General features: G+C 59.8%; 11 protein-coding genes and 2 pseudogenes. 3 read left to right on the top strand and 10 right to left on the bottom strand.

Annotation, left to right across the window (positions count from 1 at the left end):
* Positions 1-58: 58 nt before the first annotated feature.
* The 4 genes and pseudogenes from pgsA to IH404_RS11350 form a co-directional block, all read right to left on the bottom strand.
* On the bottom strand, positions 59-619 hold the full coding sequence (pgsA, locus tag IH404_RS11365; RefSeq protein ID WP_105226420.1) for a CDP-diacylglycerol--glycerol-3-phosphate 3-phosphatidyltransferase: 561 nt from the start codon (positions 617-619) through the stop codon (positions 59-61).
* A gap of 32 nt (positions 620-651) precedes the next feature.
* Positions 652-2,475: an excinuclease ABC subunit UvrC gene (uvrC, locus tag IH404_RS11360; protein ID WP_194440428.1), complete on the bottom strand. Its 1,824-nt coding sequence runs from the start codon at positions 2,473-2,475 to the stop codon at positions 652-654.
* Between the two features lies 1 nt (position 2,476).
* A complete protein-coding gene (uvrY, locus tag IH404_RS11355; RefSeq protein WP_005786991.1) occupies positions 2,477-3,118 on the bottom strand; it encodes a UvrY/SirA/GacA family response regulator transcription factor in 642 nt (213 codons plus the stop codon).
* A 160-nt stretch (positions 3,119-3,278) separates the two neighbouring features.
* Positions 3,279-3,410 (bottom strand): annotated as a pseudogene (locus IH404_RS11350) (transcriptional regulator); the annotation flags it as partial.
* An 82-nt stretch (positions 3,411-3,492) separates the two neighbouring features.
* Between IH404_RS11350 and IH404_RS11345 the strand changes: the two are divergent.
* Positions 3,493-3,555, top strand: a pseudogene (locus IH404_RS11345) (DNA-binding protein); the annotation flags it as partial.
* A gap of 39 nt (positions 3,556-3,594) precedes the next feature.
* Here the strand turns inward: IH404_RS11345 and IH404_RS11340 are convergent.
* Positions 3,595-4,032 (bottom strand): GNAT family N-acetyltransferase, encoded by a 438-nt coding sequence (locus IH404_RS11340; RefSeq protein ID WP_194440427.1) that lies wholly within the window; start codon positions 4,030-4,032, stop codon positions 3,595-3,597.
* Positions 4,033-4,782 (bottom strand): carbon-nitrogen hydrolase family protein, encoded by a 750-nt coding sequence (locus IH404_RS11335; protein ID WP_005786986.1) that lies wholly within the window; start codon positions 4,780-4,782, stop codon positions 4,033-4,035. It lies immediately after the preceding gene.
* 146 nt (positions 4,783-4,928) lie between these two features.
* Between IH404_RS11335 and IH404_RS27975 the strand changes: the two genes are divergently transcribed.
* Both IH404_RS27975 and IH404_RS11330 read left to right on the top strand, forming a co-directional pair.
* The gene (locus IH404_RS27975) at positions 4,929-5,063 is read left to right on the top strand and encodes a hypothetical protein (RefSeq protein ID WP_269745279.1); all 135 of its coding nucleotides are present in this window, start codon (positions 4,929-4,931) and stop codon (positions 5,061-5,063) included.
* Positions 5,064-5,401: 338 nt separating this feature from the next.
* Entirely contained in the window at positions 5,402-6,481 is a 1,080-nt protein-coding gene (locus IH404_RS11330) for a 3-deoxy-7-phosphoheptulonate synthase (protein ID WP_194440426.1), read from the top strand.
* 40 nt (positions 6,482-6,521) lie between these two features.
* Here IH404_RS11330 and IH404_RS11325 read toward each other — a convergent pair whose 3' ends face one another.
* From IH404_RS11325 to IH404_RS11310, 4 genes are all read right to left on the bottom strand, one after another.
* A complete protein-coding gene (locus IH404_RS11325) occupies positions 6,522-6,944 on the bottom strand; it encodes a hypothetical protein (protein WP_005786982.1) in 423 nt (140 codons plus the stop codon).
* Positions 6,945-7,078: 134 nt separating this feature from the next.
* A complete protein-coding gene (locus tag IH404_RS11320; RefSeq protein ID WP_032803827.1) occupies positions 7,079-10,651 on the bottom strand; it encodes a transporter substrate-binding domain-containing protein in 3,573 nt (1,190 codons plus the stop codon).
* Between the two features lie 49 nt (positions 10,652-10,700).
* The gene (locus tag IH404_RS11315) at positions 10,701-11,327 is read right to left on the bottom strand and encodes a response regulator transcription factor (RefSeq protein ID WP_194440425.1); all 627 of its coding nucleotides are present in this window, start codon (positions 11,325-11,327) and stop codon (positions 10,701-10,703) included.
* A gap of 291 nt (positions 11,328-11,618) precedes the next feature.
* On the bottom strand, positions 11,619-12,335 hold the full coding sequence (locus IH404_RS11310; protein WP_005786976.1) for an MgtC/SapB family protein: 717 nt from the start codon (positions 12,333-12,335) through the stop codon (positions 11,619-11,621).
* Between the last annotated feature and the right edge of the window lie 70 nt (positions 12,336-12,405).

The raw sequence follows: 12,405 nt of genomic DNA, 5'->3' as shown, positions 1-12,405 counted from the left end.
GGTGATGCGCATTCTATAGAATCCTCAGCACCCGTCAACCCCTTGATTCAAAAAAGTTTTATTTCTTTTCAACGGTGGTTCGCAGATGGGGCCAGGCCGCACGCAGATATTGCAGCATGGACCACAAGGTCAGGCCGGCCGCGACCAGCAGCAAGGCGTAGCCCGTGAGGACCCAGAACGAGAAGTCCGACGGGTTGGCCAGCAGGATGACCAGCGCGAGCATTTGCGCGGCGGTTTTCCATTTGCCCATGTTGGAGACGGCCACGTGGGCGCGGGCGCCGATTTCGGCCATCCATTCGCGCAGGGCCGAGACGACGATCTCGCGGCCGATGATGACGGCGGCCGGGAGGGTCAGCCACAGGTTGCCGTGTTCCTGCACCAGCAGCACCAGGGCGACGGCCACCATGAGTTTGTCGGCCACGGGGTCGAGGAACGCGCCGAAGGGCGTGCTCTGTTCCAGGCGGCGGGCCAGGTAGCCGTCGAGCCAGTCGGTGGCGGCTGCGAAGGCAAATACCGAACTGGACGCGATGTAGCTCCATTCATACGGCAAATAGAACAACAAAATGAAAATCGGGATAAGCAGGACGCGTAGAACGGTGATCAGATTAGGGATATTCATCGGCACAACTGGCTACGAGGTGAGAAGGCATTCTATTCGCTGTGCAGATTGGCATAAATCAATTCAGCGAGCTTTTTACTGATACCGGGTGCTTTGGCTATTTCGTCAATGCTGGCACGGGAGAGCTCCTGCAAGCCACCAAAATGTTTAAGCAAGTCGCGACGCCGCGTCGGGCCAACCCCTGCCACCCCTTCCAGGGTTGAGGTTCGCCGGGTTTTGCCACGGCGCGCGCGGTGGCCGGTAATGGCGAAACGGTGGGCTTCGTCACGGATTTGTTGAATCAGGTGCAGCGCAGGCGAGTCGCCCTTCAACGTGAACTCATGGGCGGCATCATTCAAGTACAACGTCTCGAAACCGGCCTTGCGCGTGGTGCCCTTGGCGACGCCGAGCAGGATCAGGTCGGGCACGGCCAGCTCGTTGAGCACGTCTCGCGCCATGGACAGCTGGCCCTTGCCGCCGTCTACCAGCAGGATATCGGGCAGCTTGCCCTCCCCGTCCTTCAACTTGCTGAAACGCCGCGTGAGCGCCTGGTGCATCGCGGCGTAATCATCGCCGGCGGTAACGCCTTCGATGTTGTAGCGCCGGTAGTCGGACTTGATCGGCCCTTCCGGTCCGAACACCACGCAGGAGGCCACCGTGGCCTCACCGCTGGAGTGGCTGATGTCGTAGCACTCCAGGCGCTGGGGCGGCTCGTCCAGGTTGAGGACTTCGGCCAGAGCGTCGAAGCGTGCGGCAACGTGCTGTCGATTGGCCAGGCGCGCGCTCAGGGCCTGTTCGGCGTTGGTCACGGCCAGTTGCTGCCAGCGGGCACGGGTGCCGCGTACGCGGTGGCTGATGTCCAGCTCGCGGCCCCGCAGCTCGTGGATCGCTTCGATCAAGGTGGGGAAGTCTTCGTGTACCACATTGACGATCAGCTCCGAGGGCAGGTCGCGCTCTGGGCTGCTCACGTAGTACTGGCCAAGGAATGCGGCCATCACCTCGGCAACGTCTTCGTCGATACCGGTCTGCGGGAAGAAGTTCTTGCTGCCCAGCACCCGCCCGCCACGCACGCTGATCAGGTGCACACAGGCGCCGCCCGGGTTGACGAACGCGGCGATCACGTCGACGTCACCGGTGCCGCCTTCCATGCTTTGCTGGTCCTGGACGCGACGCAGCAGGGAGATCTGGTCGCGTAGCTCGGCAGCCTTTTCGAAATCCAGGGTGCTGGCCGCCTGCTCCATGGCCCCGGACAGCTCATCGGTGAGCGCGTTGCTGCGCCCCTCGAGGAACATCACCGAGTGGCGCACATCCTCGGCGTACTCTGCCGGCTCAACCAGGCCCACACAGGGCGCTTTGCAGCGCTTGATCTGGTATTGCAGGCACGGCCGCGTGCGGTTCTTGTAGAAGCTGTCTTCGCACTGGCGCACAAAAAAGGTTTTTTGCAGCAGGCTCAGGCTTTCACGAATCGCCCCGGCGCTGGGATAAGGCCCGAAGTACTTGCCCTTTTGCTTTTTCGCCCCACGGTGAATGCTCAGGCGCGGGAAGTTGCCATCCGATAAAAACACGTAAGGGTAGGATTTATCGTCACGCAACAAGATGTTGTAGGGCGGCCGCCATTCCTTGATCAGCGTCTGCTCAAGCAGCAGCGCCTCGGTTTCATTGGCGGTGATGGTGGTTTCGACCTGGGCGATACGCGCCACCAGGGCGGCGGTTTTCGGCGCAAGGCCGGTCTTGCGAAAATAACTCGCCAGCCGGTTCTTCAGGTTCTTGGCTTTGCCCACATACAGCAGGCGCGCCTCGCTGTCGAACATGCGGTACACGCCGGGGCGGCCACTGCAGGTCGAGAGAAAGGCACTTGGATCAAACGGCGTAGTCATGTCAGGCGCTGGCGTCCACCATGCCGTGGCGCACCGCGAGCAGGGTCAATTCAACATCACTGCTGATGGCGAGCTTCTCGAAGATGCGATAACGGTAGGTATTGACGGTCTTGGGCGACAGGCACAGCTTGTCGGAGATCGACTGCACTTTCTGGCAACCGACGATCATCAAGGCGATCTGGATTTCCCGCTCCGACAGCGTATCAAACGGCGAATCGCTGGTGGGCTGGAAGGATTTGATCGCCAACTGTTGGGCGATCTGCGGGCTGATGTAACGCTGGCCGGCAAAGACCAGGCGAATGGCCTGCACCATCTCCGCCAGGCCCGCGCCTTTGGTCAGGTAGCCCGCAGCACCGGCCTGCAGGAGCCGCGTCGGAAACGGGTCTTCCTCGCACACCGTCACCACCACGACCTTGATGTCCGGGTGGCTGCGCAACAGCTTGGTCGTGGCACCAAGACCGCCGATCCCGGGCATCTTGACGTCCATCAACACCACATCGGGTTTCAATTCCCGAGCCTTGATCAGAGACTCCTCCCCTGACTCAGCCTGGCCGACTACTTGCAGGCCGTCGATGTCAGCCAGCATTCGTGTAATGCCTGTACGAACGAGATCATGATCATCGACTACTAGCACCCTAATCAAGCAGACACCTCGCGATATGGTCTTATAGATTGCTGAACACCTTAGCAAAAAAGCTGGGCACAGACCTAGCCGCAAGCGTCATATATATGGAGTTTGCCTGCCCGGTAGTCGTCCAACGGGTGGTGGACGACCGAATTTATTGGGCAAAAGGTCAGAAATCCTGGGGCGCACGCCCGCCGCTTTCATATTTGCCTTGAGCGTTGGCTTCAACGCCTCCGATTTCACCAAAAACTTTTTGCGGCAGGCCGAGTCGCTCTCTTTCTTGCCTTAAACGCGAACCGATTCCACTCATTTGGATGCATGATCCCATTTTGCACACATCAAGAGGTGACACACTCATCTCTTCGTTGAACGAACTTGAGCGGTTTTGAACCATGCCCGCAATCCGCACCGCTGCACAAGCCAAGGCCTGGCTGGAACATCAAGGGAAGTCGGTTCCTGAATCAGTATGCGCTTATTAGGATTTTGTACAGGGTTTAGCGTACGCGACAGACACGCTCCATCCGCCAGAAGCCATCCTCTTCGCCAACAATGCTGAACCCCATGCGCTGATAGAGCCTTCTGGCCGGATTGGTCTTGAACACGGTCAACCGCAACAGCCCAAGCGCCTGCGCCTGCGCCTTCAGCGCTATCTGCTCCAGCACCCAAGTGCCTGCGCCCTGCCCGCGATACGCCTGGAGCAAATGCAACTCACGGATGTATAGAGCGCCACCGTCGCGACTGAGGCTGATAAATCCCAACGTGTGGTCATCTCGGCAAATCAGCCAGTTTTCCCGACCGGCCCAGGCCGTGTCGAAGCCGGCATTGGACCAAATCAGCTGGTTTTGCACGTAGTAGCGGTTCATCGCCTCGTGGGTCAGGGCCCGCGCAAACGGCAGATCCTGTTCTGTGGCAGCACGCAGGTGAAAAGCCATTTATACGGCCACCACTTGGCCCACCCAATGCTCGTCGTCGCGACGGGCAATCACCAGCGCTTCGCCGACACCGGGTACCGCTGCAAGCAAACGGCCATCCGCGGCCCAGATCGCGCTGCGACCTGCACAGGCCCAGCCACCCGATGGGCCACCGTGGTTAGCCATCAGCACCAGCAGACGATGCTCCGCGGCATAGCCCTGCAGCAGCGCGCTGTCTTTTGCGTAGCCGCCTTCGCTGATCAGCACGCCTGCTGCGTAGACATTGGCGCCCGCTTGCGCCGCCTGGCGCGGATGACTGGCGTGGGAGAAGTCGGCGCAAACCGCCAGGGCAACACGATCATTCCCCCATTGGAGAGCACCACCACCCTGCCCGGCCGCAAACGCCACGTCTTCGCCTGGATGCAGATGCTGCTTGGTGTACACCGCCAGTGAGCCGTCGGCACCCAGCACCAGGGCGCCAATCAAAACATCCGTTTGCGGGGCCAGGCGGATCGGCATACCCACCACTGCCGTCAGCTGCAACTCGCGCGCCATCTCGCGCAGGGGCGCCAACACTGGCGCATCGGGAGCGATGGCCAAGTCAGCGGCCAGCGTGGGTTCATAACCGGTCAAAGACAGCTCCGGAAACACCAGCAATTGCACACCCTGCTCTGCCGCAGCCTGCATGAACACCCGGTGCCGTGCGATATTGGCTTCAACATCGCCAGCAATGGAAAGGGTTTGCGCCGTAGCAAGGGTCAAGGCAGTCATGGTCGCGTCCTGGCAAACATTATTAATGAGTCACCAGCATAGCGACACTCATGCCATAGCCGTAAGTACCCTCAAGCAATAGAAATTACTGATTGAATCCACCCGTACGCCTCTAGTAAGCTCCCCCCATCATTTGGAGAGCCACCATGTTGCAACTCACCCACACTCAGGTTTGCCCTGCTGCCAGCGCCTTGCGCTCGGTGTCGGTTACCCGCGTGAACGGTTCGAGCGCACTGGCCGGCTTTTATTTTGGGTATTGGTTTAGCCACTGGCGCGCCTGATACCTGAAATCGGCGCCCACTACTCAAGGGGTCGCCTACCAGAGAAATCTAACCCCCCGGTCGGCTCCCCGACCGGGGGTTTTGTTTTTCAGCCGCTAACCATTTTGTTTGTTCAAGAACACTTAAAGGAATCACACCATGAACTACGCCACTTATTACCGCTTCGACACTTGCACTGCATGGCGATTTAGCCAGCTCCGTTCGGGACAGCCTGCCGCCTCCGATCGGTCACCTATTGGTGGCAAACCAACACACCTCGCCAGTACGGCCAATTGTCGAACACCCCAGTAGGCCAAGCGCGCGGGAACAACCCGCCGCTTGCCCAGGAAGCCTTGAATATGAACTCCTCCGTCGCCGCTTTGCCCGTCTGCACCCTCAACAGCGCCAATGAAGCCCTGACCCAGCGCCTGCCCAGCTCCCTTGAGCTGAAACACCAGTTGCCCCTCAGCCCGTTCCTCCATGAACAGATCCACGCCCATCGCCAGGCCGTACGCGCCATCCTCAATGGCGAAGACTCGCGCTTACTGGTGATTGTCGGCCCGTGTTCGATCCACGATCCGCAATCGGCCATGGAATACGCACGCAACCTGAAGAAACTCGCGCTTGAAGTCAGCGACCAGATGCTGCTGGTGATCCGCGCCTACGTCGAAAAACCGCGCACTACCATCGGCTGGAAAGGCCTGGCCTACGACCCGCACCTGGACGGCAGCGATGACATGGCCGCCGGCCTGACCCTGTCCCGCGAACTGATGCGTGAAATGCTGCGCCTGGGCCTGCCGGTCGCCACCGAGCTGTTGCAGCCCATGGCTGCCGGCTACTTCGATGACCTGCTCAGTTGGGTCGCCATCGGTGCACGCACCACCGAGTCGCAAATCCACCGCGAGATGGCCAGCGGCCTGGGCATGCCCGTAGGTTTCAAGAACGGCACCGACGGCGGCGTCGCGATTGCCTGTGATGCCATGCGCTCAGCGTCCCACCCGCATCGCCATTTCGGTGTCGACAGCCAAGGCCATCCCGCCATCATTCAGACGCCAGGCAACCCCGACACGCACCTGGTACTGCGCGGCGGTCACCGCGGGCCAAACTACGATGCACAGAGCGTGGCCCAGGTGAAACATGACCTGGCCAAGGCCAAAGTGGCGGCGCAGATCATGGTCGATTGCAGCCACGCCAACAGCGGCAAGGACCCACTGCGCCAACCGACAGTATTCAATGACGTACTGGAGCAGCGCTTGCAGGGTGATACGTCGCTGATCGGCATGATGCTTGAGAGCCACTTGTTCGAAGGCTGCCAGCCGCTGAGCGCGTCAATGCAGTACGGCGTGTCGGTAACCGATGGTTGCCTGGGTTGGGACGCGACCGAGCAGTTGTTGCGCAGTGCGGCCGAACGCCTGCGCGAATCTCACAAAACCAACTGAGGGGTGCGGAACAACATGCGGCAGCAGCGTTGAAACGAAGCTAGGCCCGGGCCACCCGCGCCCGGGACAACTCCCGTAGCCACGGCAGTACCCGCAGGCCATGGGCAGCCTCGGATGGGTCGACGATGTCCATGAAGTGTTCGAGGCTGACGCTGTCCGGCACGCCCGGCAGACGCACCCGCACCGCTGACGTTGCACCGGCAGGCTCACCCAGGTCGATGTGCTCGTATATCAACACGTGGTGCACTGACTGCTGGAGCCCAATGGCATGGTCCAGCAACCCGGCATTGATGATGAGCGCATCGAAGGGTTCGGCTGGAATGGAGGTCAGAATCTGGACTTCTTCGAGCGTTTGCACCGGCACGATCCGGTAATACCCCAACTGGTTGAGCATTTTCTCGATGTACAGGCGTTGCAGATGCTGTTCATCGGCAATCAGGATGGTCAGTGCTTTGTTTGGCATGGCAAACCCCTGGGCAGGCAGTGCTCGGCAGTGAGCGTCGCCCATTTTCCAGACATATGCCGACGACAAAATCAGGCATGTTCCCCGTTTACGTAAGAGTTTTCCCAAATCGCCTGAATGGCGATCAACCGCGATCAAGGCTGATTGCAATACGCGTTCAAGCCTTGCTGCAAAATACCGATCGCTTCACTGACGCCATCAACCGCAGGGCCCAATGCCAGGCGGTCCTGCTGTTCACACACCGCCTCCAATGTTTCACAACACGCGATCACCCCCTGCGCCTTGACCATCCGTGCGCCACCCTTGGCGCGATGGGCCAGGTCGTGCAGCTTGGCAAAGTCGGCCTGGTTTGACAGCTGTGAGAGCAAGGCACGGTCCGTTTCCAGGCTGTCGAGCAACGGCGCCAACAACTCAATAAGCGCGGAGCGATCATCCCCCGTCAATGCGACCAGGGTGCTCAAGTCAAACGCCTGCATTTGTGGCGGGCCCAACTCGGCGGAACGCGAAGCCAATGCCGAGCGCAAGTCGTCCAGCCCGGTGGGTTTGAACAGGCAGCCGTCCATACCTGCTTGCCGACAGCGCTCGGTTTCCTCCGGCTGGGCGTTGGCGGTGAACCCCAACAGCAGGCAAGGTGCCTGACCCCGTTCACGTTCTTGCGCACGAATCTCCCGCGCCAACTGGTAGCCATTCTTGAAGGGCATATTGCAATCGGTGATCACACCGTCGAATTGTCCCGTCCGCCACTGCTCAAACCCTTGGGCGCCATCTTCGGCCGTAGTGATCTGGTGGCCCAGGAAGGTCAACTGGCGCGCCAGCAGCAAGCGGTTGGCCGGGTAGTCATCCACCACCAGGATGCGCAGCGCACGGCCCGCTGGCACTGCATCAGCAGTGTGTGCGGCGTGGGCCGGCAAGCTGTCCGTCAGGGCCAGGGCCAGCGTCACATCCACCCGGGTGCCCTGCCCCAACACGCTGCTCAAGTGCAGCTGGCCGCCCATCATTTCGCACAAGCTGCGGCTGATCACCAACCCCAGGCCAGAACCGCTGCGGGCCGACTGCTGGTTATTGCTGCCCTGGATAAACAGGCTGAACAATCGCTGCTGATCTTTGACGCTGATCCCAATGCCGGTGTCTTGCACCCATAGCTGCACATTCAACCGGTCGCCCTCGACTACCGCCCGGGCCCCGAGGGTTACCTGGCCGCTGGCGGTAAACTTGATGGCATTGCTCAACAGGTTCGACACCACCTGTTTGAAGCGCAGCGGGTCGACCAGCACCGTCCGCTCAACCAACGGCTCCAGCTGGACTTGCAGCGCCACCCCCTTGGCTCGCGCCAATCCCTCGAACACGCGCGCCACCGATGCCAGCAGCTCACGCAGGTTGGCCGGCTCCAGGGTCAGCGACAAATGCCCGGACTCGATCCGCGCGATATCGAGAATGTCGCCAATCAACTCCAGCATGCCGCGCGAAGCCACGGATGCCACTTCCAAGGCATCACGGTCGGCCCGCCCCTGTTCGGCATTTTTCAAGGCCAACTCGATCATGCCGATCACGGCGTTCATCGGCGTGCGGATTTCGTGGCTCATGGTCGCCAGGAAGGTCGTCTTGGCGCGGTTAGCGGCGTCGGCATCGTCCTTGGCTTCCTGCAATTGGCCCAGCAAGCGATGACGCTCGCTGACGTCCACCCAACCGGCAATCATACCCACCACCTTCTCGTCGCCGTCGCGATACGGCAGCATCCATTGGTAGATGGTCAGCACATCGCCGTTGGGCACCTTGAGTATCCGGTCATGAATCTGCGGCTCGCCGGCGGCCATCAAGCGCAGGTAATCCTCATGAAACGACTGGGCCTGTGGAGGATTGTCGACGTCGGTTTCCATCACCGTCTTGCCGATCACGTCTTCAAGTTTGTAGCCAAACACATCGAGGTACGCATTGTTACAGGCCATCAACCGACCCTGGCGGTCGCGCACATAGATCGGATGCGGGGTGCCGTCGATCAATACGCTCATGAACCGCATCTGATCGCTGAGCGCCCGCTCGGCCTGCACGCGCTTACGAATCAAGCTGCGCAAGTAGATGATCCAACCCAGCGTGACCACCAACAACAGTGCGGCCAACCCAAAGCCCTGAATGATCACGTTGCGATAACGCAGCCAGTAGCTGTCCTCGATGATGACTTCGCTGCGCCATTGGCCAATCAATTCATCCATTTCCTGCGGTGTGATGCTCAGCAGTGCCTTGTCCAGGATCGAATACAGCTCCAACTGACTGCGGTTGACTCCGAAGGTCACGCGCGCCGGTTCAGTGCCGACCGTACTGGTGATACGCAAGCGGTCACGGTAATGCCGGGTGATCAGATAGCGCGCACTGATCAGCGAGTTCACGGCGCCCTCGGCGTCGCCATTGGCCACCAGCGCCATGGCTTGCAGCGGGTTTTCCACGTCGATAAACGCAACCCCTGGAAAGTTTCGCGCTATCTCATCATGCAGGCCATTGCCGGTCACCATGGCCAGGCGTTTGCCGACCATATCCTCCAGCGTGAGCGGGCTATCAGGGCTGTCGCGGGTCACCAGCACAAACGGGTTGGTCAGGTAGGGCCGGGTAAAGCGCACTTTGTCGGCACGCTCCATACTGGGGGTGACCACCGCCAGCATATCCGCCGTGCCCGCACTGACAATATTGACCTGGCGCGGCAACGAACTGCCCGGGACCACATCGAACTTCAAACCGGTGCGCAAGCTGATGCGCGACAGCACCTCCGCACTCAGCCCTTCGAATTGCCCCTTGTCACCGATAAAAGACAATGGCAGAAAGTCGTTTAGCACCGCGACTCTGACCCGTGGATTTTTCTGCACCCAGCGTTGTTCATTGGCACTCAAGTGCAGCCGGTCGATGCCCACGATGCCCAGGTTGCCACCGCTCCAGCGGCGCAGGATCTCCATGTGCTCACTGGCGGGAATGGCCTCCAGCGCCGCATTGATGATCTGCAGCAGCCGCGTATTGTCGCGGGTGACGGCAAACGCAAACGGGTTGACCTCCAGGGCGGAAAAATCAGCCATGCGTACATTGTTCAGGTGGTTGCGATTGATCAGGTAGTTGCTGCTGATGGCATCGCCCAGGTAAACATCGGCGCGACCAAACGCCACGGCGCCAATGGCCTCGAAGGTCGAGGCAAAAAGCTCCAGCTGTGCACGGGGGTAAAATGCCCGGACGGCGTCGGGCTGCATATAGTGATACAGCATTGCCACCCGCTTGCCTGCCAGGTCGTCACTCAACGCTTGGCTGTCACCGCTGCGAGTCACCAGGGTCGGTTGATCGTTGGCGTAGGAACGAGACAACTGCAATTGCTTGTCGGCAGCCTCATAACCATTGGCGGAACCGAGAAAATCCACGCCACCCTGCTTCAGGGCCTGGATCACATCATCACGGGTTTCGTAACGCCGAACCTCGATGGAGATATGCAGGGCCTGGCCAATCAGCGCGGCAAAGTCGGCCGTGATACCTTCAAGTTCATCGTTGTTATTGGTCAGGTCAAAAGGCACGTAATCGGGGGCAGAAATTCCCATGACCAATGTGCGCCGCTCGCGTAGCCAGCGCCAATCAGCCTCGGTCATCTCTACTTTGGGGATTTCGAGGTGGGAGTGCCCCAACAGTTGCAAAGCCTGGGGCTCTTCAAAGGCCACCGCGATCAATGGTAATAGGCTCATCCAAAGGATCGCGACGAACCTGGTCAACGCGGTGGTGATCATTTGCAGCTCAGATGAGATGGTTGCGCTGGGCAAACTTGGACAAGTGCACTACCGAAGACATACGTAACTTCTCCTTGAGTCGAGTCTTGTAGGTGCTGATGGTCTTGTGGCTCAGCAGCATTTTCTCGGCCACTTCCTTGTTGCCCAGCCCCAGGGCCAGCATCTGCAATACGGTCAATTCACGGTCCGACAATGACTCGATCATTTGCCGTTCCGTTTCCTGCAGGTCATCACGGCGTACCGAACTGGTCGGCAAACTGGGGAAGCAGCTGTAGCCCGACCTGATCGCCCTGATGGCTTTAATCAACTCGTCCAACTCCCCGGTCTTGGCCACGAACCCCATGGCGCCGGCACGCATACAGCGGGTAGAAAAGAACATCGCCATGTAGGAGGTGAGCACCAGAATCTTGCACGGCAGGGCCAGTGCCTTGACCCGGCTGATGACCTCCAACCCACCCAGTTTTGGCAGCGCAAGGTCGAGAATAATCAGCTCGGGACGTTGCTCCCTGGCCAACTGCATTGCATCTGCCCCATCCCCTGCTTGGTAGATTTCAGTAAACCCTTCCGATTTCAGAAGGTGTTTGACCGTCGCGCGGATAAACGGATGGTCATCCACAATTAATGCTTTGCTCATAAAACTTCCCTATGTGGACAAAATACCCTTACACATCACACCGGGACTGGATACCTGTGAGAAATGACAGTTCCGACGAGCGGCACTGCACACCCTCATGACGATAACCAGGCGGTGTCTGGCCCCCTTCAATTAACTCAGCATAACCACGGACGCAGGACCACAACGACCCAACAGCCGCAAGTGCGCAACCTTAGCAACGCCAAGATGTTTCAATTGAAGGGATATTCCTGACTACGTGTAGGATTTTTCCACAACCAAGCTTAGCCAATCCTGGCGTGCCCAGAGGGGTCAGTCGGTAGTACTCGGGCTCCAGAAGGCCTGTACCACCAGGGTTGAGGTGGAGATGCGCGTCACCAGTGCATCCAGTTCGTCGCCATCGACCGACGTTGCGGCCAGGGTGGCCTCGATTTCCACTTCTTCACTGCCGAATGGTCGCACGTCGACATCGCTGGCCGGGTAGTTACAGCGCGCCAGCTCGGCTTCCAACAGGACCATCACAGCCTGTTGCTGGCTGCGCCGCGCAATCACGTAAAGGATGTTGGTGACCTCTGCCGATACCACGTCCAGTGGCTGGCGGTTGATGTTGTTGACGATCGGTCGCAGCAAGGTATTGGCCGCCAGCACAAACAGCGTGCCCAGCAATGCCTCAAGGATCAGGTCGGCACCGGCACAGGCGCCCACCGCCGCCGAAGCCCACAGGGTGGCCGCCGTATTGAGACCACGCACATTGCCTTCTTCACGCATGATCACACCGGCCCCCAGGAAGCCGATGCCCGACACCACGTAAGCGACTACACGCACAGCGCCTTCCGCACCACCGAGGCGGTTGGCCATGTCGACAAAAATCGCCGCGCCCACCGCCACCAGCACATTGGTACGCAAGCCCGCGGTGCGCTGGCGGTACTGGCGCTCGAAGCCGATCAAACCACCCAGAATAAACGCCGCGCTGAGGCTGACCACGGTATCGATCAGGGAGTTGAGGTTGATGTTGTTGATTGCCTGCATAAAAAAATCTCCATGAATGCAGCGGCAAATTGGAAGCACCGCAGGTCCCTGTGGGAGCTGGCTTGCCTGC

This window comes from Pseudomonas sp. OST1909 (assembly GCF_015277575.1).
GTDB classification, from domain to species: Bacteria; Pseudomonadota; Gammaproteobacteria; order Pseudomonadales; family Pseudomonadaceae; genus Aquipseudomonas; species Aquipseudomonas synxantha_A.
Note: the sequence above shows the minus strand (reverse complement) of the source record. Positions and strands in the feature narration are given on the sequence as shown.

Coding starts and splice junctions, on each gene's coding strand:
- pgsA (WP_105226420.1), bottom strand. CDS start 619: ATGAATATCCCTAATCTGATCACCGTTCTACGCGTCCTGCTTATCCCG.
- uvrC (WP_194440428.1), bottom strand. CDS start 2,475: ATGACTACGCCGTTTGATCCAAGTGCCTTTCTCTCGACCTGCAGTGGC.
- IH404_RS11340 (WP_194440427.1), bottom strand. CDS start 4,032: ATGGCTTTTCACCTGCGTGCTGCCACAGAACAGGATCTGCCGTTTGCG.
- IH404_RS11335 (WP_005786986.1), bottom strand. CDS start 4,782: ATGACTGCCTTGACCCTTGCTACGGCGCAAACCCTTTCCATTGCTGGC.
- IH404_RS27975 (WP_269745279.1), top strand. CDS start 4,929: ATGTTGCAACTCACCCACACTCAGGTTTGCCCTGCTGCCAGCGCCTTG.
- IH404_RS11330 (WP_194440426.1), top strand. CDS start 5,402: ATGAACTCCTCCGTCGCCGCTTTGCCCGTCTGCACCCTCAACAGCGCC.
- IH404_RS11325 (WP_005786982.1), bottom strand. CDS start 6,944: ATGCCAAACAAAGCACTGACCATCCTGATTGCCGATGAACAGCATCTG.
- IH404_RS11320 (WP_032803827.1), bottom strand. CDS start 10,651: ATGAGCCTATTACCATTGATCGCGGTGGCCTTTGAAGAGCCCCAGGCT.
- IH404_RS11315 (WP_194440425.1), bottom strand. CDS start 11,327: ATGAGCAAAGCATTAATTGTGGATGACCATCCGTTTATCCGCGCGACG.
- IH404_RS11310 (WP_005786976.1), bottom strand. CDS start 12,335: ATGCAGGCAATCAACAACATCAACCTCAACTCCCTGATCGATACCGTG.